Consider the following 26,995-nt stretch of genomic DNA (forward strand, 5'->3'; position numbering starts at 1 on the left):
AGGGCGCTATTCCAGCCCGAGGCTGTTGCGCAGAATAGTCAGGCGTTCATCATCCCCGTCACGGGCGGCCTGCTGAAGAGATTTGGTTGGTGCATGGATCAGGCGGTTGGTCAGTTTCCACGCCAGATCCTGCATAATCGCATTTGCGTCGCCGCCCTGTTCAAGGGCCGCTAACGCTTTGGCAGTCAGGTCATCACGCACCTGCTCCGCCTGCCCGCGGTACTCGCGGATGGTCTCGCTGACGCTTTGCGCGCGCAGCCAGGCCATAAACTCACTGGTTTCCTGCTCAACGATGGTTTCCGCCTGAACCGCCGCCGCTTTACGCTGGGCGAGGTTGTGCGAAATGATGCTTTGCAGGTCATCCACGCTGTAGAGATAGGCGTTAGGCAGCTTGCCCACTTCCGGCTCAACATCGCGGGGAACGGCGATATCCACCAGCAGCATCGGCTGATTACGGCGGGACTTCAGCGCACGCTCCACCATCCCTTTTCCGATAATCGGCAGCGGGCTGGCGGTAGAGCTGATGATAATGTCCGCCTCTTTCAGGCGTTCATCAATGTCACTCAGCGCAACCACCTCTGCACCCACTTCATCCGCCAGCACCTGCGCGCGTTCGCGGGTGCGGTTAGCGATAATCATCTTTTTCACTTTATGCTCGCGCAGATGGCGCGCCACAAGTTCGATGGTTTCGCCCGCCCCTACCAGCATCACGGTGACGGTAGAAAGGGATTCAAAGATTTGGCGTGCAAGGGTGCAGGCCGCGAAAGCAACAGAAACCGCACTGGCACCAATGTCGGTTTCTGTTCGCACACGCTTCGCCACGGAGAACGACTTCTGGAACATGCGCTCCAGCTCGCTGGCCTTCAGATGTCCTTTTTGCGAATCGGCAAACGCCTTTTTCACCTGACCCAGGATCTGCGGCTCGCCCAGCACCAGCGAATCCAGCCCGCTGGCGACGCGCATCAGATGGCTGACGGCATCGTTGTCCTGATGCCAGTACAGGCTGTTGCGCAGCTCGTCTTCATTGAGGTTGTGGTAGTCGCATAGCCAGCGGATCAGCGCTTCATGCAGGTTGTCCTGCTCTTCCACGCTTAAATACAGCTCGGTACGGTTGCACGTCGAGAGCACCACGCCACCCTGCACCATAGGCTGTGCAAGCAGGCTGTCCAGCGCCAGGTCAAGCGTATCCGGCGAAAACGTCACGCGTTCTCGCAGCGAAACCGGAGCCGTTTTGTGGTTGATGCCGAGTGCTAATAGGGTCATGTTGAGCGGGAGTAGTACCAGCGTTAATAAGGTTAGCAGAACGCATCATACAGGATGCGCGAGATCAATAAAAGGGACTGCCTCCTTTCGGAGTAATAGGTTACACAACGCTTTGAGATAATTTGAACGTAGACGGTAGCCCCCTTCGACGCTAGCATTAACAGTTATAACTGCAACGTATCTCAAGGATTTGTCCTGATTATGACCCGACTGATTCGCCTGCTGCCGCTTGCAGCACTGGTTCTGACCGCGTGTACCGTCACCCAACCAAAAGGCCCGGGCAAAAGCCCTGATTCACCGCAGTGGCGTCAGCACCAGCAGGACGTCCGTAATTTGAACCAGTACCAGACCCGCGGCGCCTTCGCTTATCTCTCTGATGAGCAAAAGGTTTATGCCCGCTTCTTCTGGCAGCAGACGGGGCAGGACAACTACCGCCTGCTGCTGCTGAACCCGCTGGGCAGCACCGAACTGGAGCTTATCGCCAAACCGGGCGAAGCGCAGATCACCGATAACAAAGGCAAGCACTATACCGCGACCGATGCCGAAGAGATGATTGGCAAGCTGACCGGGATGCCTATCCCGCTCAACAGCCTGCGCCAGTGGATCCTTGGCCTGCCGGGCGAGGCAACTGACTACAGCCTTGACGACCAGTACCGTCTGAGCCAGGTGAACTACACCCAGAACGGCAAAACCTGGAAAGTGGTGTACAGCGCCTATGACAGCAAGAGCAAACCGTCGCTGCCATCAAACATGGAGCTGACCCAGGGCAGCCAGCGTATCAAGCTGAAAATGGACAACTGGATCGTTAAATGATGACCCACTGGCCCTCTCCGGCAAAGCTGAACCTGTTTTTATACATCACCGGCCAGCGTGCTGACGGTTATCACACCCTGCAGACGCTGTTTCAGTTTATTGACTATGGCGACACGATCTCCATTGAACTGCGTCAGGATGGGCAGATTTGCCTGCTAACGCCGGTAGAAGGCGTGGCGCATGAGGACAACCTGATCGTGCGCGCCGCGCGTCTGCTGATGAAAGCCGCGATGGAATCTGGCCGTCTGCCCGCGGGAAGCGGTGCGGATATCCGTATTGAGAAGCGCCTGCCGATGGGCGGCGGGCTGGGCGGTGGCTCATCTAACGCCGCCACCGTGCTGGTCGCCCTGAATCACCTCTGGGGCTGCGGGCTGTCGAAGGACGAACTGGCCGCCTTAGGCTTGACGCTGGGTGCGGATGTCCCGGTGTTTGTGCGCGGTCATGCGGCCTTTGCTGAGGGCGTGGGTGAGATCCTCTCCCCGGTTGAACCGCCGGAAAAATGGTATCTGGTTGCTCACCCAGGCGTGAACATTCCGACCCCGGTCATCTTTAAAGATCCTGACCTGAAAAGGAATACCCCGGTTCGGTCAATAGAAACGTTATTAAATTGTGAATTCAGCAACGATTGCGAGGATATCGCAAGAAAACGTTTTCGCGAGGTTGATGCGGTGCTTTCCTGGCTGTTAGAATACGCGCCGTCGCGCCTGACTGGTACAGGGGCCTGTGTCTTTGCTGAATTTGACACCGAATCCGCCGCTCGTCAGGTGCTTGAGCAAGCGCCGGTTTGGCTGCATGGTTTTGTAGCACGTGGGATGAACACCTCCCCCCTACAGCAGGCCATTCTGGCGCAGACTGAGTTTCGGTGACAACGTCACCCTGTTCCAGACGTTGCATCGCGCTCTTTAATACACCGCCTGGATAGCCTTCGCCTGGCCCGCACAGTTTGCGGCGAACGCTATCCACCACTGGACGCATGCCTGAGGTTCTTCTCGTGCCTGATATGAAGCTTTTTGCTGGTAACGCCACCCCGGAACTAGCACAACGTATTGCCAACCGCCTGTACACTTCCCTCGGCGACGCCGCCGTAGGTCGCTTTAGCGACGGCGAAGTCAGCGTACAAATCAACGAAAATGTACGCGGTGGTGATATTTTCATCATCCAGTCCACCTGTGCTCCAACGAACGACAACCTGATGGAACTGGTTGTTATGGTCGACGCCCTGCGTCGCGCTTCCGCAGGCCGTATCACTGCTGTAATCCCTTACTTCGGCTATGCCCGTCAGGACCGTCGCGTCCGTTCCGCGCGTGTGCCAATTACCGCTAAAGTTGTCGCTGACTTCCTGTCCAGCGTCGGCGTTGACCGCGTACTGACCGTTGACCTGCACGCAGAGCAGATCCAGGGCTTCTTCGACGTTCCGGTTGATAACGTATTCGGCAGCCCAATCCTGCTGGAAGATATGCTGCAGCTGAATCTGGATAACCCAATCGTGGTTTCTCCGGACATCGGCGGCGTGGTACGTGCCCGTGCTATCGCTAAGCTGCTGAACGATACCGACATGGCGATCATCGACAAACGCCGTCCGCGCGCTAACGTTTCTCAGGTGATGCACATCATCGGTGACGTTGCTGGCCGCGACTGCGTGCTGGTTGACGACATGATCGATACCGGCGGTACGCTGTGTAAAGCCGCTGAAGCGTTGAAAGAGCGTGGTGCCAAGCGCGTGTTCGCTTACGCGACTCACCCGATCTTCTCCGGTAATGCGGTAAACAACCTGCGCAACTCCGTCATTGACGAAGTGGTGGTATGCGATACCATCCCACTGAGCGACGAGATCAAAGCACTGCCAAACGTGCGTACGCTGACTCTGTCCGGGATGCTGGCCGAAGCGATTCGTCGTATCAGCAACGAAGAATCCATCTCAGCAATGTTCGAACACTAATCGAGCACGGCCAAAAAACCCGCTGCGGCGGGTTTTTTTGTCTCTGGGTTTTATTTGTATGATTAATGCCTCCTTCACCTGCCATTCACATGACAGATGATGCGCATACGGATGATAGATAATTGTGAAAAACGTAGCCTCCTCACATGTTCTGCCCTTTCGCGCCCTCATCGACGCCTGCTGGAAAGAGAAGTACACCTCGTCACGCTTTGTCCGTGACCTGATTGCCGGGATCACCGTCGGCATTATCGCCATCCCGCTGGCGATGGCGCTGGCGATTGGCAGCGGCGTTGCGCCGCAGTACGGTCTGTACACCTCGGCCGTTGCCGGGATCGTCATTGCCCTGACGGGCGGTTCGCGCTTCAGCGTCTCCGGCCCGACCGCCGCCTTCGTGGTGATCCTCTACCCGGTTTCGCAGCAGTTTGGTCTGGCAGGCCTGCTGGTCGCCACCCTGATGTCCGGCGTCTTTTTGATTCTGTTTGGTCTGGCCCGCTTTGGTCGCCTGATTGAATATATTCCCCTTTCCGTGACGCTGGGATTTACCTCGGGGATTGGTATCACCATCGGAACCATGCAGATCAAGGACTTCCTCGGCCTGCAGATGCCCCACGTACCTGAACACTACCTGCAAAAAGTGGGGGCGCTGTTTATGGCGCTGCCGACGGCCAACCTGGGCGATGCCGCCATCGGGATTGTGACGCTGGGCACGCTGATCGTCTGGCCTCGTCTGGGGATCCGTCTGCCGGGCCATCTGCCCGCGCTGCTGCTGGGCTGCGCGGTGATGGCCATCGTCAATATGTTCGGTGGTCATGTCGCGACTATCGGCTCGCAGTTCCACTATGTTCTGGCGGACGGTTCACAGGGTAGCGGCATTCCGCAACTGCTGCCGCAGCTGGTGCTGCCGTGGGACATGCCAGGCTCCAGCTTTACCCTAAGCTGGGATTCCCTTCGCGCCCTGCTTCCCGCCGCGTTCTCTATGGCGATGCTGGGGGCGATTGAATCCCTGCTTTGCGCTGTAGTGCTTGACGGCATGACCGGCACCAAACACAAAGCCAACAGCGAGCTGGTTGGTCAGGGATTAGGCAACCTCGTCGCGCCGTTCTTCGGCGGTATTACAGCAACGGCAGCCATCGCCCGTTCTGCGGCCAACGTGCGCGCGGGGGCAACCTCACCCGTTTCGGCGGTTATCCACTCCGTGCTGGTGATCCTCGCCCTGCTGATCCTCGCCCCGCTGCTCTCCTGGCTTCCGCTTTCCGCCATGGCTGCCCTGCTGCTGATGGTGGCCTGGAACATGAGCGAGGCGCATAAGGTCGTTCACCTTCTGCGTCGCGCGCCGAAAGACGACATCATCGTGATGCTGATCTGTATGTCGCTGACGGTGCTGTTCGATATGGTTATCGCCATTAGCGTGGGGATCGTGCTGGCCTCCCTGCTGTTTATGCGCCGTATTGCGCAGATGACGCGCCTCTCCCCGGTTAACGTGGAAGTGCCTGACGATGTGCTGGTGCTGCGCGTGATTGGCCCGCTGTTCTTCGCCGCGGCGGAAGGTCTGTTCAGCGATCTGGAGTCCCGCATCGCGGGCAAGCGGGTTGTAGTGCTGAAATGGGATGCCGTACCGGTGCTGGATGCCGGCGGCCTGGATGCCTTCCAGCGCTTTGTAAAACGTCTGCCGGAAGGCTGCGAGCTGCGGGTAAGTAACCTGGAATTTCAGCCGCTGCGCACCATGGCGCGCGCGGGTGTACAGCCGATCCCTGGCCGACTCTCCTTCTACCCTAACCGTGAAGCCGCGTTAGCGGATCTGTGAGTTACCTGATGCAGAGAAACGTCTCTGCATCATCACCCCGATCGCCTGCTGGAGCCACGCAAGCACGGCAGGCGTCATCCATGTTCCCTTCATAAGGTGCGGCTCCTGCTGCATGGTAGTGCGAAACTTTTGCTGAGTTTCCGGGCTAGTGCCCGCGTAAGACTGGAATAATGCCAGCCAGTTTTCAGCCAGCTTTTGCGCCTTCTCCGAGGCAGGATCGAGATTTTCCCGCTGCGCTTGGTGCAGCTTCGCCACCAGCGGCGGCCACTCCATCATGCGGTCAAAGTAGTGTGCCCGGGTAAAGGCCATCTCTTCGGCAGTGAGATACTTCTCCCATATGCTGAGCTTAGATTCCGCAAACGCGCGCGTGATGTAATCCGTCATCTCTGGCGTGATGCCGGTCTGCGCCTGCATCTGCGGTTCAACGCTGTGCATCTCGTTCAGCCGGGTGAGAAACTCCGGCTTGCCCGCCGTGTCCTGCTCGAGGCGCTCCATCCAGCGCGTCGCGAGGTCCATAGCCCGCGCGTCCGTAACGGGTATGCGCTGCTCCAGCAGCCTGTTGGCCTCTGCGACCAGCCCTGACCAGATAGCCGCCAGCGCATCCTTCTGCACCGCAAACGGCAGCTGCTGTAACTCTTCTTTGCTAAACCAGCGATCGTACATATTCATTAACTCCAGAGTCTGTAGCCAGGATTCCAGATCCGGCGTCGCATCGTCGAGAAGCCCGGTACGCAGCTCCACAAGCCGGTCGCGCAGCGTATGTATGCTGCGCAGCTGTTTATCCAGCAGCGTGATTTGCGCATCGAGTAGCTCGGTTAACGACAGCGACTCCTGTTCCAGGAAATCCCTGATTTCAGCAAGTTCCAGCCCCGCTTTTGCCAGCGCCTGGATCATGTGCAGACGCTGGACATCCGCCAGGTTGTAAAGCCGGTAACCTGCCGCGCTTCTGGCAGAAGGCAGCAACAACCCTGTTTGCTCATAGTGGTGCAATGTCCGCACGGTGATCCCGGCCCGTTTCGCCAGCTCACCCACCTGAATCAACATAACTGTTCCTTTTACTTTGCCAGTGGCGCCACTCTGGAGCCTTACGTTACGTGAGGGTCAACCCTTCATGCAAAAAAAACGGCTCCCGCGGGAGCCGTTTCGGTGTTCTTTATCAGGCACTAGCTGTGCTTATGCTGGTCGCGACGGCAGCGTTTGTCGTAGTGGCGCACCCACCAGTATTTATCGCAGACTTCCTCATGTCCGCTCACGCGCGCCCCGGCGAGCCACAATACCGCACCAACAAAGATGCTCAATATCGCGCCATGCGCGAAGTATTGCGGGAGGTTAATCTGGGGTAACTGGTTTAAAATGGAATAACCCACGCCGGCTACCATCACGAACAGCCCCAATCCCATCAGTACGTTACCGAGTAACGAAGCGTTTTTGCGTTTCATGTGTCACCTCCGGAACTTTGGGTTGTCAGGGGAAAAGCCCCTAATCCTTGTGTGTAAAGTATAGACAACGCCCCTTTTATGAGTTGCGTGAATGATCACAATTACAGATAACGCCCAAACAAAAGTTTACAAATAAGACTTTGAACAGCTTGAAATTCTAATTGTTCAAATCAGAAATTATTCGTATTTCGCCGAGAAGATCGCAGAATTTTGTCAAGCGGCGCGCCAGACAGTAAACTACGCGCCAGATCTGGAACCCATTAGGAATGAATCGTGACGATTAAACTGATTGTCGGCCTCGCCAACCCGGGCGCAGAGTATGCGGCCACCCGCCACAACGCCGGGGCATGGTATGTCGATCTGCTGGCCGAGCGGTTACGTGCTCCCCTGCGTGAAGAACCTAAATTCTTCGGGTATACCTCACGTATCAATCTTGCAGGCGCGGATATTCGCTTACTGGTGCCCACCACCTTTATGAACCTGAGCGGTAAAGCGGTGGCGGCGATGGCGACGTTTTATCGCATTAATCCGGATGAAATTCTGGTCGCACACGATGAGCTGGATCTCCCGCCCGGCGTGGCAAAATTCAAGCTGGGCGGCGGACACGGCGGCCACAACGGTCTTAAAGACATCATCAGCAAGCTGGGCAATAACCCGAATTTTCACCGTTTGCGCGTGGGAATCGGCCATCCGGGCGATAAAAACAAAGTTGTCGGTTTTGTTCTCGGTAAACCCCCGGTTTCTGAGCAGAAACTGATTGACGAGGCGGTAGACGAAGCGGCGCGCTGCACCGAAATCTGGCTGAAAGACGGCTTAACCAAAGCGACAAACCGCTTACACGCTTTCAAAGCGCAATAATCCGCCCGGTACGGCATTTTTACCGCGCGTCATGCGGGTTACGTGTATAATAGGCGTAGTTATTTACTTTTCATCAGTCGGTTATCGTTAACGGATTGATTATCAAGATATTAAGGTGATTTAGAAATGGGATTCAAATGCGGTATCGTCGGTCTGCCAAACGTGGGCAAATCCACCCTGTTTAACGCGCTTACCAAAGCGGGTATCGAAGCGGCGAACTTCCCGTTCTGTACCATCGAACCTAACACCGGCGTTGTGCCAATGCCGGACCCGCGTCTGGACCAGCTCGCGGAAATCGTGAAGCCGCAGCGCATTCTGCCAACCACCATGGAATTCGTGGACATCGCGGGCCTGGTAAAAGGCGCGTCCAAAGGTGAAGGCCTGGGTAACCAGTTCCTGACCAACATTCGTGAAACCGAAGCGATCGGCCACGTTGTGCGCTGCTTCGAGAACGACAACATTATCCACGTTAACAACAAAGTGGATCCGGCTGACGACATCGACGTTATCAACACCGAGCTGGCGCTCTCTGACCTCGACACCTGCGAACGCGCGATTCACCGCGTGCAGAAGAAAGCCAAAGGCGGCGACAAGGACGCGAAAGCGGAACTGGCTGCGCTGGAAAAATGTCTGCCACAGCTGGAAAACGCGGGCATGCTGCGCGCGCTGAAAAACCTGACTGAAGAAGACAAGGCGGCGATCAAATACCTGAGCTTCCTGACTCTGAAGCCAACCATGTACATCGCCAACGTTAACGAAGACGGTTTCGAGAACAACCCGTACCTGGACAAAGTGCGTGAAATCGCCGCGGCTGAAGGTTCTGTGGTTGTGGCGGTTTGCGCTGCCGTTGAATCCGATATCGCCGAGCTGGACGATGCCGACCGTGAAGAGTTCATGGCCGAGCTGGGTCTGGAAGAGCCGGGCCTGAACCGCGTAATTCGCGCAGGCTATGAGCTGCTGAACCTGCAGACCTACTTCACCGCTGGCGTGAAGGAAGTGCGTGCGTGGACGATCCCTGTAGGTGCAACTGCGCCTCAGGCGGCTGGTAAAATCCACACTGACTTCGAGAAAGGCTTTATTCGTGCGCAGACAATCGCGTTTGAAGACTTCATCACCTACAAGGGTGAGCAAGGCGCGAAAGAAGCAGGCAAGATGCGTGCGGAAGGGAAAGATTACATCGTTAAAGATGGCGACGTAATGAACTTCCTGTTTAACGTCTGATTCGTCTTGAATGAAAAAAATCCACGCCCTGGCGTGGATTTTTTTATAAATTAACGAACTTACGCCCTCTTGCGCAGATAGAACTCAAGGTATTTTTTAGGTCTATCCTGAAACGCACGCTCTTTGCCGTAGTTATAAGCATCGTTGAAATATTTATACGCTTCATCGAATTGATTCAGCTCGTAACAGACCATACCCAAGTCGATTGATGGTGCAGTGTCTATATCCGATCCACGTGTGCGCAACGTCGTCTCTCCCCATTTCTTCGCCTCATCGTAATCCTCAAGATCAAAGTAAGCGCTGTACATGCACGCAGCGATCCAGTTAGCAAATTCCGATTCAAACTTTGGCTCAGGAAGAGCTTGCCAGGCTTTTTGGTATTGCTCTAAAGCTTCGGCGTATTTTTGGTTGTCGTGAAACTCGTTTCCTTTTTCTACAAGAGATGTAAATCTTTTTTCATCGAATTTATAGCATACGTTTTTCATATATTTATTCATTATCATTCGAAAAAAGACCTCCTTGCCTATATAAAAGGGATATAAGCGATAAATGCCTTTAGAAGCATGGAGGTCTCTAAAAGAGTAAGTTTTTATTGTTAACTAACCAAAAAAGAAATATTTAAAAGCTTCTGCCTCAACATCCTTAAGCTTGCTTTTTAGCATTAAATCGATATCTTCCAGAAAGTCCTCTCTGAAATTAAAATCATCATCTGTAGCATCACCATCATATTTACTTTGCTCTATCTCAATGGCAGAACAAAAAGCATCCAAAAAGTCGGCTAACGAATTGGAAATAATGAAATTTCTTTTTTGAATACTACCATAAACAGGAGATGTAATATTTTGGGTATCACAAAAAAGAACATCTCCATTTCTTTCAGCAAAGATTATATATTCATCTCTCCAGGTCGTGTCATTTTGAACTCGCCAGCCTGATAACATTTCATTAAGCTCTTGGGACTCAACAATCTGTATAAAGAAAGTACCATCAAATGTTGGGTGGTCATTTAAAATCAAATGGCTATAAAAAAAACGAATTTCGCCATTTAAATTCACTGGAAAAGAAGTTTCATTTTCATCGTCTGTATAGTCTATCTCTCCCATATTTAAATCATTCATTTTGAATTTGCTAACAAAGTCTTGGACTGCATTTTTTATGTTCATCTTACCCCCTATAATTGCTTACATCGTTGTCTGGATTTTAGTGTTCTTTCTCTATCGATTAAGCGCCCGCGCGTCGAGTTTTTAGTATTCCCTCTATGTCCTTGATCACCATGGACATGCTCATTGAACTTGTCGGGATGGTTATGATTTTTCAAGAAAACAATATTCCTCGGATCACCTTGCCATTTAGAACCAAGTGTACCATTGCCTTCTACCGAGTTGATATGATGCCCAGTATAGCCTGCCCGTGACATCACGGAGGTAAGACTCTTGTTCGGAGTCTTCAATATTAAATCTCTCTCTTGCGCTGTCCAATTCCTGGTCCCAGCCCCACCATCCTGCAATAAGGCTTTTTCTTGCACCCATGCCCTAGAGATAGCAGAGCTTCTAGCTCCGTTTTGAGCAGAAAGAGAATCGTGTGGGCGGTAGCGAATCAGATCTTCAGGAGTTAACCCCCACGGATCCACCCACCCCAGTGCATTCGGCGCATACTGGTAAAGGTTTATCCCCCCCGCCAGCCCTATCGGGTCCTGCTGAGTAAATCTTCCGCAGTCCGGGTCGTAATACCGGAACAGATTGTAGTGCAGCCCTGTCTCACGGTCCAGGTATTGCCCCTGCATGCGCAGGTTCTGAGAATATCCTGATACCTGCGTCTCGCTTTCACGCAGCAGCTTGCCCCAGGCGCTGTTCACGCCTTCCCAGCGCACCTGCCCTTCGATATCCGTCATCCGCTCCGGCGTGCCGTTGGGCTGGCAGTGGAACCAGAAGATCTCCGGGGCATCAACGCCATCAATACGCGCCAGCGGATCGTAGCTGTCCTGATCGCTGTAGACGTAGGTCAGCGGCACATCCCCGTGCACCTCCTGCAACAGGCGGAACCCTTCCCAGACAAACCGGGTGGTGACCGGCTTGCCGGTTGGCTGTCCGCCCAGCATCTGGCGTCGCGTTTTGCTGATGCGTCGCCCGAGCGGATCGTAGCGGAAGCTGACCTGCGTCTGCGGCTTGTTGCGGTCCCGCGGCTGGCTGATGACCTCCGTCAGGCGATGTTCACCGTCGTAGCGGTAGTGCCAGCGCGTCTGGCCGTTATCCTTCTCCACGGTGCGGCCGTGGATGTCATAGCGCCAGCGAACGCCGTTCAGCTGCGTCAGGCGGTTGTGCGTGACCTTCTCAGCAGATCCTTCCAGCGGGTTGCCGGCTGCATCCCAGCGCCACTGCTCCTGTCCGGGCAGCGTGCCGTCCTGAACCAGCAGACGACCGGCGCTGTCGTACTGCCAGCGGTACCAGCTGAACGGGTTATCGTCCCGCTCTTCTCGGACCAGGTTATTGCGGTAGTCGTAATCCCAGCGGCGGGACCAGCGGCGCGGCGACGGGCGCTGGGCATTGCCGGTAAATACGTCCCGGCGATGCAGTCGGCCGAGGCGGTCGTATTCGCTGCGGGTGGTCAGCAGCCCCTGGGTGCGGCTGGTCTCCCGGTGGAGTTCGTCGCGGGTAAAGTCGGAGACCGACAGCTTATCGAGAGCAATGCTGAGCAGATGCCCGCTGCCGTAGTAAAACTGCTTCAGCTCGCGGCCGTCGGGAAGCGTGATAGAGGTGCGATTACCCAGCGCGTCATACTCCCACGCCAGCTCGCCGTGCTCGCCCGCTTCGCGCGTCACGCGACCAAGCGCGTCATACTCAAAGGCGAGCTCCTGCTCTGCCTCGGTGGTCCACGCGTCGGCTGCAAGCGCAGGATGCAGCCCAATCCGGCTTAACAGTCCGGACGGCGTGTAGTGGTAGCGGGTCTGCCCTTCCGGGGTGATGCGGGCGACCAGCTGGCCGCTCGCGCTCCAGGCGAAGGCGTGGGTGATGGCCTCCGGATGACCGGCTGCAAACGTGCGCGCTATCGTGCGCCCGCAGGCGTCGTAGCGATACTGCGAGGCCACGCCATCGAGCCCAATCTCTTCCAGCAGCAGCGAGTCCGCGCCCCAGCGGAACTGGTACGCTTCACCGTTTTCGTTTTCCAGGGCAATCAGACGCCCGCGGCTGTCCCAGCGGCGACGGACCTCTTCACCCTGGGTATTACGGGTGGCGGTTAAGCGCCCCGCCTCGTCGTATCTGAACTCACTCTCTTTACCGTCGGCGCCAGCATGCTTCACCGGCAGGCCACGTTCGTTCCATTTGAGCGATTCCGTCCAGCCTTCCGGACGATCGAGCTGCACCGGACGCCCTGCGGCGTCGTAGCGGTAGCGCGTCTCTTCCCCGTCGGCGCTCACCTCGGCCACCAGCCACCCCAGCGGGTGGTAGCGGTAGCGGGTAATACGCCCGGAACAGTCCGTCGAACGAACGATCTGTCCGGCCTCGTTGTACTCCTGGTAGCGGCTGTTTCCGGCGGCATCAACCTCTTCAACGACCTGGCCGAACTCGTCCCGGCGCAGCTGCGTGGTCTGCCCCATCGGGTCCACCACGCGCTTAAGGCCGTGATGTTCGTCGTACCAGAACCGGGTGGCGCTGCCGTCGGCTTCGATTATGGCCGCAGGAAGCGCGCGGTGCTCCAGCCAGGTGGTAGTGCGGGTATTGCCGTCGGCATCGGTCTCCTGAACCCGGTTGCCCATGTCGTCGTAGACGAAGGTAACGGCATTGCCGAGCGGATCGATGCGACGCGTCAGAAGCTCGTTCTCGTCCCACTCGTAGCGCCAGTTTTCACCGCGCTCGTCCACGTAGCGGACAATCAGGTTTTGCGCGTTCCAGTAGTGGCGGCGCGTCTGGCCGTCGTAGTGCTCGACGGTCGTCAGCCCGGCGGCTAAATCGTAGCTAAAGCGGCACCCGTCGCCGGTGCTGGTGCGGTTTTCCACCACGCGCCAGTGATCGAACTTTTTCCAGCGGTATTCACTCTCCAGACCGCCCGGCATCCGGTGCCAGACCATCAGCCCGTGCTCGTTATAGCGATATTCACGCGTCACCACGCCGGAGGCATCCGTCGCGCTCGACAGCTGGCCGCGCGCGTCGTAGCCCCACTGCATTAGCGGCCATGTCTGGTTACCGTCAAAATGGCTGGCAGCGGTAACGCGCTGCGGGAAACGTTCATCGTCATAGCGCAGGGTGACGTCGATTGCCCGCGGCTCATCGTGAAGGCCGACCAGCCTGCCGTGCTCGTCCCACTCCGTCAGCAGCGCGTTGCCGTATTCATCGCTGAGGGAGGCCAGACGCAGGATGGATGGATTCGCCCGGGTCGGTTTATACAGACGCCATACCGCACCGTCATCGTCGGCAATCGCCACGTCGCCGTTCTCATTACGGCGGATAATGATGCCTTCGCTGATGCTGTAAAACGCGCGGTCGACAGGCGGCAGCTCGAAGCTCAGCTCGCGCCCGGTTTCATCGAACCAGGTGGCATTGTTTTCTTCCAGCGCCAGATAGCTGTCAAAGGTGGTTGCCCAGCCCAGACCGAACAGCCCTTCGCGGGTGGTCAGGCTGTTGTAGCTGCGCTGCCAGCGAAGCGGGAAGCGCCCCGGCAGCGAGAAATCGAGTTCGTCGTCGTCATTCAGCACCTTCACGCCGGTGGCGGCGTGAACAGGGTGCGAGGAGCCAAACACGGCATTTACCGCCATATCGGCCAGCATCCCGCCGCCAGCTGAAGCCAGTGCACAGGGCATGTTTTTCAGGATCTTGCCCGGACGCCCGCGCAGCAGAGAGAGCGCAATCATCCCCAGCGCCAGACCCGGCGTTTTACCGCTTTTGATATCGCGGACCGTGAGCGTGTCCCCGCCGATGATCACGTTCGGGGAGACATCGTCGGAGACGGTACCTTCGCAGGTAGTGCGATCTTTCGCGCGCACCGCGGGCTGCCCGTTGATAAAGACGCTTTTAGAGCCTTCCGCCAGATACTGCGGCCCGGAGTGCTTTTCGCACGCCACCTTGTCTTCTTCCAGCGGCGAGGTTCCCGCGGCGGCATAGGCCACGCTCGGCTGCCACATTTCGCTGCCAAACTGACCGGCTGCGGATAGCAGCATGCCCGCGTAATCGGCAAAGCTGCCCGGGGACTGCGGCTCAGGAGACGGCGTATCGGCGGGCGTCAGCGTGCCTGCCGCGCGCGCGGCGGGGATTGCGTTGGTGAGAACGTTACTGGAACCGGTAGTGATTTTACCCGCAGGCGACGGCGGGAAAAGCGCATTGCCTAACCCCTCAGCGGCGTTGCTAATATCGTCGGTAATACCCGCCACGTTCGCCAGCACGCCACCGATAATTCCGCTTAGCAGACAGCTGGATCCTATTGCCGCCACGCCTGCTGCGGCGGCTCCGGCACCGAGGAGTGGCGCGGCGGCCGTAGCCGCCAGCCCCACCGCCGCGCCGATCACCGCATAGGCGGCACCTTCCGCCACGATGCTGGTGATGTCAGCAAAAATACTGGAGTGAATGATCTCGTCGCCCTTACGGGCCGCGTTGTTATCGCTCATGCCTTACACATTCCGGTTGTCGTTTAGCGTCAGACTCTGCTTAAGCGCGCTCCAGCGCACCTCGTCCTCTTCGGTAAAGGCTCTGAGTGCCGAGAGGGTAAAAATCATCAATACCGGTTTGCCCGGCGTTTGAACGGCCAGCTGTTTTTGCCACAGGCGCTGCCCGTTACGGTCAAAGGTGGTCTCAACTTCCAGCCCGCTAATTTTTCCGTCAGGCCCGGCCTTTACGTTCCGGAATTCGCTCTGGGCAATTTCACCCATCTGAGGACGCAGCACATCCCACTGGCGGTGGAACTCTTGTTCATAGTCGCTGCCATCGGGGATAACGCCGCGGCTGACCACCACGGACAGCCCGCTTTCGTCATCGCGAATAATATTCATGCTGTTATCCTGCCAGGCAGCAGGAAAAAGGGAAAACGAACCTTCCTGGAGGGTGTATTTCATAAGTGAACTCGGGATGATTAATATTGTGAGAAACATAAAGGCCAATCCATGCTGGCCCTCTGGCTGGCTGTTTTATTATTTAAGCCATTGACCTGACTGTTCGACTAAAACATGGCTGCCTTTGCTGACAATCAATTTCGCGGGTGCATACGTCACGGTATAAACGATCTCGCCATTCTTGTACGTTGAGCCGATTATTTTACCTGCGGAGTCGCGTAACGTTTTTCCCTTTAAGGAGATCGTACTGTTATCGCTTTTGCGCACGCCGAGATAGACCATCTCGTCACACTCGCTCCCAAAACGCCCGCACCTGTTTATCAGCGAAATAGTGAACTTTTCGGTGTCCAGTTTTCTGGTTTCAGCGTTATGAACCGAAGCGGCTTTACGTAACGTATAACGCTGCGGAGCATAATAATTTCCATTTTGAGGAGGAGTAGCTAAGCGCCATTCCATTTCATCCCCCTTTATTTCCAGAACAGCCCGTCCGCCTGGGCCGCCAAACGATGAGTTGAATTCAATATTGGCACGATTGCCAGCGATCGTACCGGTAAGATTACGCTCATCATCTTCCGGGCAATCTATGCGGTTTCCTCTCTGGGAGATATAGCAATAAGACCCGGTGATACGGTTGCCTGATTCAGCTAACCGCAGGGTTAACGTTGAGTCGTTCCCGAATTCGCCAGCCCAGTCCCCGTCAAACACGAGGCCTGAATGGCTGTTCGTTGCAAAATGCATCGCATTAAATCTGGCAGCCCATTGCTGAATATCGGCATTAATAACCGGGCTATTATCAGAAGACTGGTAATGAATAACGTCCGACTCCGGAACCACCCAGGCCGCAAAGATTTTGCCGTCAGGATTGATGACCAGCGCTGACGCATTCTCCTGGTAGAGATCCTTTAGCCAGCCTTCAACAAACAATCCGCCACCAATGGTGGTATGCGGTTCACCGAAGACATCAAAGTTATCAATAAAGATCTGGTAATGATTTACCAGCGTTTTCCTGAGATTGTCTGTCACTTCGCTGTCGTTAACGATGCGGCTAACCGTGTCGAGCTTATTGTATTGCGATAATTCAAGCGCCGATGACGTTTCAACAACGCCTGTCAATAAAGCGGTGAACAATACGGCTGCCAGATATTTTTTGGCCATAATTTACTCTGAAGAACCATTATCGTAATTCATTGTTATCTTCACAACCTTACTGTCTTTAACCTCAAAAGAGAGCAATTTCTTACCCAATTCATAGGAAACCCACTGCTCCACGGAATCATTTTCGACCTGACCATCGCCGTATGCATTTTTCAGTGCTCTGATTGTTGAACCCACATGGACACCACGCGGCGTTGCCAAGTCTTCGGCAGTCAGCGTAATTTGAGACACGATATAATCATCAACGCTTCGTTCAGCTTTATCCCACCAGAGATTGGAAGTGAATATTTCTAAACCAGCCTTTTGATGCTGAAAGAACTTATATTGGGTTCCGTCAAAAGGAACCTCACCGACAAAATGGCCTTCAAGCGGCACGTCAATTTTACGGGCAATATCAGGAGTCCATCTGTCGCCTAAGGTGACAGGCTGGCCTTTGACCTTGACGGAAAAATCCTGTTTTGTCAGAACGGGCGGCATAACCTGAGCCAAAACCACGTTGCTGCTCAGGCAGTTAAATATCAGGGCAGAACAAAGAAATGTCGGAGTGTGTTTTTTCACATTAATTGTCATTCAATGAATATTTACTGCGCTTCGCGCCACTGGAAACACCGCCAGGACATGGGAGCAGCGTTTCTTATTCGGCGCTTATGACGACTGAACCCAGACAGTCAGGATTTTTAACGGTGAAGCTGAAGCTCACCTTTTGTTCATTCATATCTTTTGGCGCTGTATAACTGGTCACTTCACTCTCAGAGCGGCCTCGTGGATAATCAGTTAACGTCAGTTGCGGATAATGTTTTTTAACAGTGTCGAGAGTGATGCACTGGCCTGACGGTGAAAAATTAAGTAATGGCGCCATGTCGCCGTTATATTTGCTTAAACGTAAACCAATTTCGGTAATGCTCGTTCCATCATCCAGTTTGAAATCGTCAGCTTTGTAGAAATTGATATATTCATTTTGTTTGGTGATCTTAAATGACAACGGCGCATTGCTTAGGCTTGTAACGGATAATGATCTGAGTGATGCACTCATCCCGGAAATGAACATCCAAAGATCCTTTTTCTGAGCGTCTCCTTCAGCCATTCCCGTCGTTAATAATGCGATAAGCACCGCACCGGCCTTACTCATCTTTTGGCGTAAATTTCGCCTGCACCGCCGCATCAATATCCCCTTTATGCCCCGATCCCGGCGCCGTAGTGCCCGGCTTGGTTCCCGACGTGTTCAGATGAAGCTTACCGCCCGTGGTAATATACCCATCCCCTTCGACAAAGAAGTTAAACTCTTTGCCGATCAGGTTAATCTTGCCGTTCGCGTTCAGCTCAATGGCGCTTTCGCCTGAAACCAGCCTCAGCTTCGTCCCGGAAGCAATGACGTACTGCTCTACCGCCGCATCCAGCTTGCCTTTCCCAGTCAGGATCTCGGTGCCGCCTTTCACGGCCTGCGTCTGGTTCGCTTCCACGCGATGCAGTTCATTTTTCTTCACGTAATGGCTGCGCTCGCCGCCGACGCTGTGCGTTTCATCATTTTTAACGCTGGTGTCCATGTTGCGCTCGGCCTGGATCCACACCTGCTCTGCACCCGCTTTATCCTCAAATCGCAGGGCGTTGGCGTTGTCCACGGAACCGTCTTTCGTGCGGCTCATAAAGCCCATCTGCGTCGCCGCGGCCGGCAGCGCCCACGGCGGCATGCTTGCGTCGTTGTACACGCGGCCGGTAATAATCGGACGGTCCGGGTCGCCGTTGATAAAGTCCACCACCACCTCGTCGCCGACGCGCGGGATTTGTACCCCGCCGTAGCCCTGGCCCGCCCACGCGCTCGACACGCGCACCCAGCAGGAGCTGGTGTCATCCCCCTTCGCCAGGCGGTCCCAGTGGAACTTCACCTTCACGCGGCCGTATTTGTCCGTCCAGATACTCTCGCCGTTCGGCCCCACCACCTTCGCGGTCTGCGGGCCGTAGGTGCGCGGCCACGCCGTGGACTGCGCCGGGCGGTACACCACCGCCGACGGGATCACCGTGAAATCGGTGCGGTGAATGGTTTCACCCTCGCCGCTGGCGTAGCGGTTCTCCTCGAAGTGGTAGCCCGCAGCAGTCACCAGATACTCCCCGTTGTCGCTGAAGAACGGCGCGTTGGTTAACGTGAAGGTGTGCCCCGGCGCAATCCCCGCCGCCGTGGCGGTGGCCTGAATCTGCTGATGCTCCACCTGCCAGCGTTCCTGACGGATACGGGCATAGAACTCCCCGTGCCCTTTATCCACAAAGCGCCCCGGCCAGTCGTACACGTCGATGCTCCCCGGCTTCGGCGACGCCGGGTTCTGCTGGGCCTGGAACAGCCACGCGTTCGGCTTGCGGAAGTCATAGTCGTCGAGGCTGTAAATCCCCGGCGTCACGCTGTCCTCCAGCGCCCACTGGCTGATGCCCTCTTCGTCCGTACTGCCGCCGGACGGCGTCTGGTGGTAAGGAATAACCTCATAGCCGCTGAACGGCTGATGCTGCGTCGCGGCGTCGGTCAGCACCAGGGTATGTTTGTCCGCCTCGTGGCGGAAGTGATACGCAATCCCCTCCAGCTCCATCAGGCGGCTGATGAAGTCCAGGCTCGACTCCTGATACTGCACGCAGTAGTCCCACACCCGGTAGCTGCCGGTGAGCTTATCCTCAACGTTGACCTGATGCTCACCCAGCAGGGTTTTCACAATCTGCGGCACCGTCTGCCCCTGGAAGATACGCAGGTTACGGTCGCGCTTCATCGGCCACAGGTCCGGCTCCACCGTCAGCTGGTAGACCGCATAGCGGGTGCCCGTCAGCTCAACGGCGCTGACCGCCACGCGGGTAATCTTGCCGTTAACATAGCGGGACGTCAGCAGGCTCTGCGTCGGGATGGTCACAGTCACCGGCTGGCCCAGCAGCCTGCTGCGGTCGATGCGCGCGTCCGTGCCGAGCACGGTCAGCGTCAGCGCGAACGACTCGGACATCGCCTCGCGGCCCGTCAGTTTCCAGAACAGAAGCCCCTCCACCGGGAGCTGAACGGTAATTCGGTTGAGCATAATCTTTATTCCACTATGGACTAATCTCAGTGCCAGAAGTTAACTCATTTCAATACGCAAAGCGTAAACGCTGCTGGTTTGATAATGAGTAGCTGTAAGATTGACTTCGCTTGCCACAAAATGAAACTACTTTTCCTGTAGTTTCATTGAGATATTTTTAAGTTAATATCGTGCTTATTTAAGCCATAAACCTGAAAACATAAGGACGCTACCCAGGGAAACTACGCTTTTAGCAACGATAAGTAAGCCAGGCGCAACGACGCGTGTTATAGACGATATTTTTTCATGGTTTTCTGCATTGTATTTTTTGTGCCCCCCTATAACCCCGTGAAAAATCGTGCAGAGCAGCACAACGGTAATCTTTAAACCCCATACGCACAGGAAAGACATGGAAAAGATAATCGAATATTGTTTCGCCGTTGCGACGGAGAATAATGACATTGACTGAGCGAACCATTTCAACGCAAAGCCAATAACAACCGTAGTCACTAGCACCAGAACGAACATTAACCCAGCAAGCAACCATTGTTTTTTACTGAACAAATCTTTTCCATTCCAGATAAGCGCTAGTGCCCAAACCAGAAAGAGAAGAAAGAAAAACCAATGCATCATAACATTCCACATTTATATATCATGTTATTTTCGGCATCCATCTAACCTATTCGCATCAGACTGTTTGCCAAACCAAACCCAATAAGCGCACTAACAGCACGATCTCGCGATTCTGCTAGCGAGATGTTACATGATGGTGTTAAGTCCCATTATTTTTGTGTATCGCAATCAAAAGATGATTCTAATAGTTTATCATTATATTTATACTGCATTTTCTGCTGATCTGAAAGACTGCTAACAGGTAAGTACTTATGATATCTATCTACATATTTAAACAATACATTCAAATTAGCATGTAAATCAACCACCATTTACCCATAATGAAATATATTTAATATCAACCCTAAAATTCATCATGGCATTTCATTTTAATGATCTTTTGTTTTATTCTGTAATTGGCATCAACCTCATGCGGGAGCCTAACCTTTAATCCTCGACGGATTTGTTCAACAATAAACCAGACATCCGACAACCTTTCAAAAAACAACTCATCCGAATTATCAAACTCCTTCGCTGCATACATACCGAACGTCATCTTCCATAATTTCGCTTTATCATTTTCCTTGCCTTCGATTAAATCCTGTAGAAATAACAATTGTTGCACAATAGAGTCGTACATTTGTAAAAGTGGGGAGTTGGGATTGATATTTTTGACATAAGCATATCTCTTTTTTGCTAAAGTTAATGGTTTTTCTACATAATCCAAGACTGTTATTTCATTCATTATATTGAGTTAAATTATTAGATGGGAATACGTCTATTACCCCCACTACTTCCACTTTATAATATTAACCATTGCTTTTTATTTAAGAAAAAAGTAGAGGCAAGAGGACAAATTAAAAACCACCTTTTTATCAATGAATGATTATCATTAAGAATGGCATATTTGATATTTAGGTGTATTTTCAATACTGGCAAAGTGAGTTGTTTTGACTCACATATAACTTCACATTAACCCAACATTTTCTGCTCAACTGAATGGCACGCTACAATAGCCGTGCCATAGGGATCATGCAATTATAAAAAATTGTCCTCAGGTGCTCTATCGAATAACTCACCTGCCATGGTGGCGATACGTTCGTGTTGCACGAGTTTATTTTTCCACTCCAGGGGAATACCGGAATAACCATATAATGCTCCAGCTATTTGCCCCGCTGTCGCCGCAACGCTGTCAGCGTCATCGGCAAGATTGGCGGCCAGCAGAATTGCATCGCGGAAATTATCCGTATTCCATACCGACCACATCGCGGCCTCAAGCGTATCGATAACATAACCACTTGAACGAATCTGATCGCGAGTTTTTTGCTTATACTCACCCGCGTTGATTATCATTACACGTGGCTGAAGCGGCATGACGTGCGGAGAAAAAACAAAATCTTTATTGCTACCGTTAATCATATGCACAAGCAAATAACTTAAATACTGTGTACTATTTATTGCTTCCGCGGCACCGTGTGTTGCGATACTTTGTTTTTTAGCTTCATAAAACGCTTTGCTTAATGATTTTCTAAAAAAAATAGAGACAGGTGCTTGTCTGATAATGGAAGCATTACCTGCAGTTTCTGGCGCTGTATTACCGCTCCACCCAGGACCAACAGTTAAATATTGGTCTAAAGCAAAGCGAGTTGTATTACCTATATCAAAACAGATGCCATTTGAACTGTTATAACCATGCCGATACCATTCCAGAAGCTTATTCCTGAAGCATATAGTATCAGCATCACCTTTCTCAAGAAGCGTTTCCGCAAGACATAATGCCATGGATGTATCATCCGTCCATTCGCCTGCGCGAAGTCGAAATGGCCCACCACCAGTCATATCGTTGACGTGTGCTTTGTCTCGAGGTAAAAACTCAAGCGTCGTACCTACAGCATCTCCTACAGCAAGACCAATAAGCGCACCGACAGCACGATCACGTGATTCCGCCAGGGATATGTTACATGATGGTGTTAAGTCCCATTGTTTTTGCACATCACTATTGGAGGAAGATTCTAAGGATTTATTATCATAAGTATACTGCATCCTCCGCTGGACTGAAGGATTGCTTACGGGTAAGTATTGTCGATATTTGTCCACATACTTTAGCAGCGTATTTAAATCAGTGTGCAGATCGATCATTATAATTCCTTATATGTAAGCGCGGTTTTACCACCAGAATCAACACGCTCAACAACTTCAAATTTGGTACCTGGTTTGAAAAGCACCTCCGTTTCAGTTCCTTTATATTCAGAGAGAAAATCAATAGGCTTACCTGTTTTACCATTAATCGTAATGGTGGTATCTCCTGAAAAAGGAACTTTCTGATCGGTGCTCATAAATGCTGGATCAGAAACAACATTACCCACCTGGTTTTCCATTAGTACGTTTTCAGGTAACGTCGCGCCTCGATATGTTATGCCCTCATAAGAAGGAAGCTTATCAAGAGCGTTAGTGGCGTGATCCGCAAAAGCTTGAATTTCTGGTGTAAGTTCAGCCTGGCCTCTTAGCGCATTGTTAACCATCGGATAACCTTCATTCGTAGTATAACCATAAAGAGCCCCTACTTCATCATCGGTTAGCAGGGAGGAGAGTCGTTTATCCCCTTGTTCAGCAAGCTGTCTTCCCTTCGTTACCCATGTATTAGCCAGGTCTTTACCTACAGCCTCGGATAAAGTCATCTTCGGTTTATTTAGCGCTGTAGCGCCTAATGGGCTTGCTTCGACAGGCCTAACTGCCGGTATTTTACCAGCCCGCCACGCATCAAACCGTGCTCCGCCTTTAATGCCAGCCCCGCCGCCGATAACGGAGCCGATCAGCATCCCCCATTTCTGACCGTCGCTACCTTCGCCACACAGCATTCCACCCGCGTAGCCACCAATAGTCCCACCGCCCATAGCACCGAGGGTGCTCAGAAGTGCGATTGCCGGACTGGCCAGCACCGCCATAGCTCCGGCACCAACGGCAAGCATCGTCCAGTTCACCCATTCCGGGATTTCAGGACTTATTTCATCGGTCTGAACCTTGCTTCCACCGATAATAACATTTCGCGATCCCTGGCTAATCTCAGCGCTGCATGTCAGCTTATCGCCAGTGCGAGAGGCGGGAAAGTTGTTGATGTAAACCTTTATCGAACCTTCGGCAACCCGTTGCAGACTACCGCTGTGTTCGTCACACTCTCCGGCTGACAGATGAGCGCGGATAGCCTTTCGGCTGTTGATAAAGACATTGGGTGAACCTTCTTTTAGCGTACCGGTAGTATGGCGTGGAGCCCATGACATACTGCCGAGGAGCTCACCCAACCCACCCGCAGCACAGGCCCCGGCCGCAACGGCTGAAACAGCAACCAGCGCGGTCCCTCCGGTGACGACAACGGCAGCTGCTCCCAGAATTGCCCCACCAACCAATCCTGCGATCATCCAGCCTTTTGAGGCTGTATGAGCAATCTCATCATCTACGCGAGCGGCCAGACATTCGGACATAACTATTCGGCTCGCTGTGCCATCAGATACCCACGTATCCGATCGGGTGTATTAAGTTGGTCAGAACCAGAGACCTGGCGGCATACGGAAAGCTGTGAAAGCAAGTGATGTGATTTGTCTGAGGAAGTCGTCCAGAGCGCGTAACGAAGGGGTTGGCTGTCCGGAACGGGTGCAATACTGAGTGGTTTACCCCGCTTTTCAAAAAGCAAATACTGCCCCTCTTTCGCCCGCTGAAGCGAAAGGTGTCCATACAGTTCCTGAATGTTTTCAAAGACACTGAGTACCTTACTCTCACTATCAAGCGCAAAAAAAGGCCCCTGGCTGTCGGCAGCGAGCATTTCCTGGGTTTCAGTCTGAGCCGGTTTGTGGAACTTAATACTGCGGATAATTTCCTGATATTGATTATGATAATAATCGCTAAACTCGCCCGGGCAAGTACCGATATAACACACCATCTTTTGGCCACCAGGATGGTCACCGAGCAAAATAACGGTCTGTCTCTGGAAAATGATCGCATTATCATTTTTGAACTGATAAAAAAGCTCAACCGCCGGGAGACCATCAACAGAGGTCATCTGAGAGGATTCGAGACGAAATTCGGGCACCGTAATTTCCAGTTCACGTACCAGCCGTGTTGCCGCATCCTGGACTTTATCTTCGTTTTTAGCACTCGCACGAGAAACAACAAAAGTAAACTCGCTGGCTCCGTTATCACTCAGGGTAAATAAATTCATGGTTCTGTCTTTAAACACATCAGGTAAGGCGAGGGATGCTTCCTGAAGAATATATTCAGCCATTCGGGTTACTCTTATTTATTGCCATTAATAACAAAAAAACTATCCACTTCCTGCTGGATTTCACCCTGATGGGATGCGCCAGGAGGATCGATAACGTTTCGTCCATCATCAGGATTTAAATGCAATTCACCGGAAAGCGTATTAATTTGTGCATTCTGTTTTGCAGTAAAGTTAAAGTTATTACCAATGATATGGACGCTGCCGTCTTTTGATAGCTCGATAGCACTTTCACCACATTCCAGTCTCAGCGTATTACCTGCGGAAAGGATAAAATTGTTAACCACTTTATCGTTTCGACTCTTACCCGTCAGGCATATCACATCGCCTTTAATACCTGATTTCTGGTTTTTCGCTACCCGTAAAGTTTCATCTTCTCCAACAAACTGAGTGCGATTTTTTTCAGTAGAATGCCACTCGTCGTTTTTGACGTTAATATCCAGATTCCGCTCGGCCTGGATCCACACCTGCTCCGCGCCCGCCTTGTCCTCAAATCGCAGGGCGTTGGCGTTGTCCACGGAACCGTCTTTCGTGCGGCTCATAAAGCCCATCTGCGTCGCCGCAGCCGGCAGCGCCCACGGCGGCATGCTCGCGTCGTTGTACACGCGACCGGTAATAATCGGACGGTCCGGGTCGCCGTTGATAAAGTCCACCACCACCTCGTCGCCGACGCGAGGGATTTGTACGCCGCCGTAGCCCTGGCCCGCCCACGCGCTCGACACGCGCACCCAGCAGGAGCTGGTGTCATCCCCCTTCGCCAGGCGGTCCCAGTGGAACTTCACCTTCACGCGGCCGTATTTGTCCGTCCAGATACTCTCGCCGTTCGGCCCCACCACCTTCGCGGTCTGCGGGCCGTAGGTGCGCGGCCACGCCGTGGACTGCGCCGGGCGGTACACCACCGCCGACGGGATCACCGTGAAATCGGTGCGGTGAATGGTTTCACCCTCGCCGCTGGCGTAGCGGTTCTCCTCGAAGTGGTAGCCCGCAGCAGTCACCAGATACTCCCCGTTGTCGCTGAAGAACGGCGCGTTGGTTAACGTGAAGGTGTGCCCCGGCGCAATCCCCGCCGCCGTGGCGGTGGCCTGAATCTGCTGATGCTCCACCTGCCAGCGCTCCTGACGGATACGGGCATAGAACTCCCCGTGCCCTTTATCCACAAAGCGCCCCGGCCAGTCGTACACGTCGATGCTCCCCGGCTTCGGCGACGCCGGGTTCTGCTGGGCCTGGAACAGCCACGCGTTCGGCTTGCGGAAGTCATAGTCGTCGAGGCTGTAAATCCCCGGCGTCACGCTGTCCTCCAGCGCCCACTGGCTGATGCCCTCTTCGTCCGTACTGCCGCCGGACGGCGTCTGGTGGTAAGGAATAACCTCATAGCCGCTGAACGGCTGATGCTGCGTCGCCGCGTCGTTCAGCACCAGGGTATGTTTGTCCGCCTCGTGGCGGAAGTGATACGCAATCCCCTCCAGCTCCATCAGGCGGCTGATGAAGTCCAGGCTCGACTCCTGATACTGCACGCAGTAGTCCCACACCCGGTAGCTGCCGATGAGCTTATCCTCAACGTTGACCTGATGCTCACCGAGCAGGGTTTTCACAATCTGCGGCACCGTCTGGCCCTGGAAGATACGCAGGTTACGGTCGCGCTTCATCGGCCACAGGTCCGGCTCCACCGTCAACTGGTAGACCGCATAGCGGGTGCCCGTCAGCTCAACGGCGCTGACCGCCACGCGGGTAATCTTGCCGTTAACATAGCGGGACGTCAGCAGGCTCTGCGTCGGGATGGTCACCGTCACCGGCTGGCCCAGCAGCCTGCTGCGGTCGATGCGCGCGTCCGTGCCGAGCACGGTCAGCGTCAGCGCAAACGACTCGGACATTGCCTCGCGGCCCGTCAGTTTCCAGAACAGAAGCCCCTCCACCGGGAGCTGAACGGTAATTCGGTTGAGCATAATCTTTATTCCATCTAGCTTATGCGATGCAGAAAAGAGGTTCGCATCTGTGATAAAGCGTCATTCAAGAAAGGGGCGTTTCCCTCTTGTTCATCCAAAAAACAAGAGAGTAGATTTTCAGTGTCTCTGATGTGACAAATAAGCCTACATTCAACCAGATGTTTGAGATATCAAACATACTTACTAAAAGAGGGAAAAATGAGACCGAGCATCTGAATGAAATCAAGCGAAATAATTCCTGAGCAAGTGCGAATTTAACCGATCCGATCTTTCGCTTGAAGAATAACCAGGCCGAAGCAAACAAAGAGAGTAATAAAAGTAAGTCAAGCATAAAAAAAAGCATGACCAAAATGCTGAAACCATCACCTGCGTAATAATGCAACGAAGCACTAAACGCTTTTGCGTCAGAAATGAATGGAATTCTGTCGTGGCGAACTGAATTCACGCAATAAAGTAAAATGGCGAGAAGATCCATGCTTCCCCAGACATACCCTGTTTTACTCTTTAAATGCGCGACATTTTTTAGTTTACGAACGTTATTATCATTTACAAAAATGGAATTTCGCTTCATCAAACTCTCCGAGGTCGGAGAAAAAAAAGGCCCGGTTGTTTTTC

The 26,995-nt window shown here is 53.5% G+C and carries 24 protein-coding genes; 6 read left to right on the plus strand and 18 right to left on the minus strand.

All coding sequences use genetic code 11. The annotated features are described in order from the left end of the window. Positions 1 to 6 precede the first annotated feature (6 nt). Complete coding sequence (gene hemA, locus KGP24_RS13445) at positions 7 to 1,263, minus strand: glutamyl-tRNA reductase (RefSeq protein ID WP_023335999.1); 1,257 nt, start codon at positions 1,261 to 1,263, stop codon at positions 7 to 9. Between the two features lie 201 nt (positions 1,264 to 1,464). Between hemA and lolB the strand changes: the two genes are divergently transcribed. The 4 genes from lolB (at position 1,465) to dauA (ending at position 5,819) form a co-directional block, all read left to right on the plus strand. Beyond that, entirely contained in the window at positions 1,465 to 2,076 is a 612-nt protein-coding gene (gene lolB / locus KGP24_RS13450; protein ID WP_223560772.1) for a lipoprotein insertase outer membrane protein LolB, read from the plus strand. Next, on the plus strand, positions 2,073 to 2,942 hold the full coding sequence (ispE, locus tag KGP24_RS13455; RefSeq protein WP_223560773.1) for a 4-(cytidine 5'-diphospho)-2-C-methyl-D-erythritol kinase: 870 nt from the start codon (positions 2,073 to 2,075) through the stop codon (positions 2,940 to 2,942). Before lolB ends, ispE begins: the two co-directional genes overlap by 4 nt. A 125-nt stretch (positions 2,943 to 3,067) precedes the next feature. Next, positions 3,068 to 4,015: a ribose-phosphate diphosphokinase gene (prs, locus tag KGP24_RS13460; protein WP_003856663.1), complete on the plus strand. Its 948-nt coding sequence runs from the start codon at positions 3,068 to 3,070 to the stop codon at positions 4,013 to 4,015. A 124-nt stretch (positions 4,016 to 4,139) separates the two neighbouring features. Continuing rightward, entirely contained in the window at positions 4,140 to 5,819 is a 1,680-nt protein-coding gene (gene dauA / locus KGP24_RS13465) for a C4-dicarboxylic acid transporter DauA (RefSeq protein WP_223560774.1), read from the plus strand. Here the strand turns inward: dauA and KGP24_RS13470 are convergent. Together KGP24_RS13470 and ychH are read right to left on the minus strand one after the other, a co-directional pair. Next, the gene (locus tag KGP24_RS13470; RefSeq protein ID WP_223560775.1) at positions 5,805 to 6,863 is read right to left on the minus strand and encodes a MerR family transcriptional regulator; all 1,059 of its coding nucleotides are present in this window, start codon (positions 6,861 to 6,863) and stop codon (positions 5,805 to 5,807) included. The two genes, dauA and KGP24_RS13470, sit on opposite strands and share 15 nt — an antisense overlap. A gap of 119 nt (positions 6,864 to 6,982) precedes the next feature. Further along, positions 6,983 to 7,258 carry a stress-induced protein YchH gene (ychH, locus tag KGP24_RS13475; protein ID WP_223560776.1) on the minus strand — a complete coding sequence of 92 codons (276 nt, stop codon included), beginning with the start codon at positions 7,256 to 7,258 and terminating at the stop codon, positions 6,983 to 6,985. A gap of 273 nt (positions 7,259 to 7,531) precedes the next feature. On the opposite strand from ychH, the gene pth reads away from it, so the two are divergent. Beyond that, complete coding sequence (gene pth / locus KGP24_RS13480; RefSeq protein ID WP_223560777.1) at positions 7,532 to 8,116, plus strand: aminoacyl-tRNA hydrolase; 585 nt, start codon at positions 7,532 to 7,534, stop codon at positions 8,114 to 8,116. Between the two features lie 126 nt (positions 8,117 to 8,242). Next, positions 8,243 to 9,337 carry a redox-regulated ATPase YchF gene (gene ychF, locus KGP24_RS13485; protein ID WP_010432886.1) on the plus strand — a complete coding sequence of 365 codons (1,095 nt, stop codon included), beginning with the start codon at positions 8,243 to 8,245 and terminating at the stop codon, positions 9,335 to 9,337. A gap of 59 nt (positions 9,338 to 9,396) precedes the next feature. Here ychF and KGP24_RS13490 read toward each other — a convergent pair whose 3' ends face one another. The 15 genes from KGP24_RS13490 to KGP24_RS13560 form a co-directional block, all read right to left on the minus strand. Beyond that, on the minus strand, positions 9,397 to 9,834 hold the full coding sequence (locus tag KGP24_RS13490; protein WP_223563501.1) for a tetratricopeptide repeat protein: 438 nt from the start codon (positions 9,832 to 9,834) through the stop codon (positions 9,397 to 9,399). A 102-nt stretch (positions 9,835 to 9,936) separates the two neighbouring features. Beyond that, positions 9,937 to 10,500 (minus strand): hypothetical protein, encoded by a 564-nt coding sequence (locus KGP24_RS13495; RefSeq protein ID WP_223560778.1) that lies wholly within the window; start codon positions 10,498 to 10,500, stop codon positions 9,937 to 9,939. Between the two features lie 8 nt (positions 10,501 to 10,508). Continuing rightward, the gene (locus KGP24_RS13500; protein ID WP_223560779.1) at positions 10,509 to 14,933 is read right to left on the minus strand and encodes an RHS repeat-associated core domain-containing protein; all 4,425 of its coding nucleotides are present in this window, start codon (positions 14,931 to 14,933) and stop codon (positions 10,509 to 10,511) included. A gap of 3 nt (positions 14,934 to 14,936) precedes the next feature. After that, entirely contained in the window at positions 14,937 to 15,377 is a 441-nt protein-coding gene (locus tag KGP24_RS13505) for a DcrB-related protein (protein WP_223560780.1), read from the minus strand. A gap of 75 nt (positions 15,378 to 15,452) precedes the next feature. Next, positions 15,453 to 16,529, minus strand: a complete 1,077-nt coding sequence (locus KGP24_RS13510; protein ID WP_223560781.1) for a hypothetical protein — start codon at positions 16,527 to 16,529, stop codon at positions 15,453 to 15,455. Positions 16,530 to 16,532: 3 nt separating this feature from the next. Then, the gene (locus tag KGP24_RS13515) at positions 16,533 to 17,087 is read right to left on the minus strand and encodes a hypothetical protein (protein WP_223560782.1); all 555 of its coding nucleotides are present in this window, start codon (positions 17,085 to 17,087) and stop codon (positions 16,533 to 16,535) included. Positions 17,088 to 17,163: 76 nt separating this feature from the next. Next, the gene (locus tag KGP24_RS13520; RefSeq protein WP_223560783.1) at positions 17,164 to 17,640 is read right to left on the minus strand and encodes a hypothetical protein; all 477 of its coding nucleotides are present in this window, start codon (positions 17,638 to 17,640) and stop codon (positions 17,164 to 17,166) included. 10 nt (positions 17,641 to 17,650) lie between these two features. After that, positions 17,651 to 19,573: a type VI secretion system tip protein TssI/VgrG gene (tssI, locus tag KGP24_RS13525; protein ID WP_223560784.1), complete on the minus strand. Its 1,923-nt coding sequence runs from the start codon at positions 19,571 to 19,573 to the stop codon at positions 17,651 to 17,653. A 174-nt stretch (positions 19,574 to 19,747) separates the two neighbouring features. Further along, positions 19,748 to 20,185 (minus strand): hypothetical protein, encoded by a 438-nt coding sequence (locus KGP24_RS13530; protein ID WP_223560785.1) that lies wholly within the window; start codon positions 20,183 to 20,185, stop codon positions 19,748 to 19,750. Positions 20,186 to 20,528: 343 nt separating this feature from the next. Then, positions 20,529 to 20,909 carry an immunity protein Tsi6 family protein gene (locus KGP24_RS13535; RefSeq protein ID WP_223560786.1) on the minus strand — a complete coding sequence of 127 codons (381 nt, stop codon included), beginning with the start codon at positions 20,907 to 20,909 and terminating at the stop codon, positions 20,529 to 20,531. Positions 20,910 to 21,202: 293 nt separating this feature from the next. Then, the gene (gene tri1, locus KGP24_RS13540) at positions 21,203 to 22,303 is read right to left on the minus strand and encodes an ADP-ribosylarginine hydrolase Tri1 (protein WP_223560787.1); all 1,101 of its coding nucleotides are present in this window, start codon (positions 22,301 to 22,303) and stop codon (positions 21,203 to 21,205) included. Continuing rightward, entirely contained in the window at positions 22,303 to 23,643 is a 1,341-nt protein-coding gene (locus tag KGP24_RS13545; protein ID WP_194399471.1) for a PAAR domain-containing protein, read from the minus strand. Before KGP24_RS13545 ends, tri1 begins: the two co-directional genes overlap by 1 nt. Before the next feature lie 2 nt (positions 23,644 to 23,645). Continuing rightward, positions 23,646 to 24,440 carry a DcrB-related protein gene (locus KGP24_RS13550; RefSeq protein ID WP_223560788.1) on the minus strand — a complete coding sequence of 265 codons (795 nt, stop codon included), beginning with the start codon at positions 24,438 to 24,440 and terminating at the stop codon, positions 23,646 to 23,648. Between the two features lie 11 nt (positions 24,441 to 24,451). Next, complete coding sequence (gene tssI, locus KGP24_RS13555) at positions 24,452 to 26,380, minus strand: type VI secretion system tip protein TssI/VgrG (RefSeq protein ID WP_223560789.1); 1,929 nt, start codon at positions 26,378 to 26,380, stop codon at positions 24,452 to 24,454. A gap of 64 nt (positions 26,381 to 26,444) precedes the next feature. Then, a complete protein-coding gene (locus KGP24_RS13560; protein ID WP_223560790.1) occupies positions 26,445 to 26,951 on the minus strand; it encodes a hypothetical protein in 507 nt (168 codons plus the stop codon). Positions 26,952 to 26,995 lie beyond the last annotated feature (44 nt).

It is taken from the genome of Enterobacter sp. JBIWA008, from assembly GCF_019968765.1.
Taxonomy (GTDB): Bacteria; Pseudomonadota; Gammaproteobacteria; order Enterobacterales; family Enterobacteriaceae; genus Enterobacter.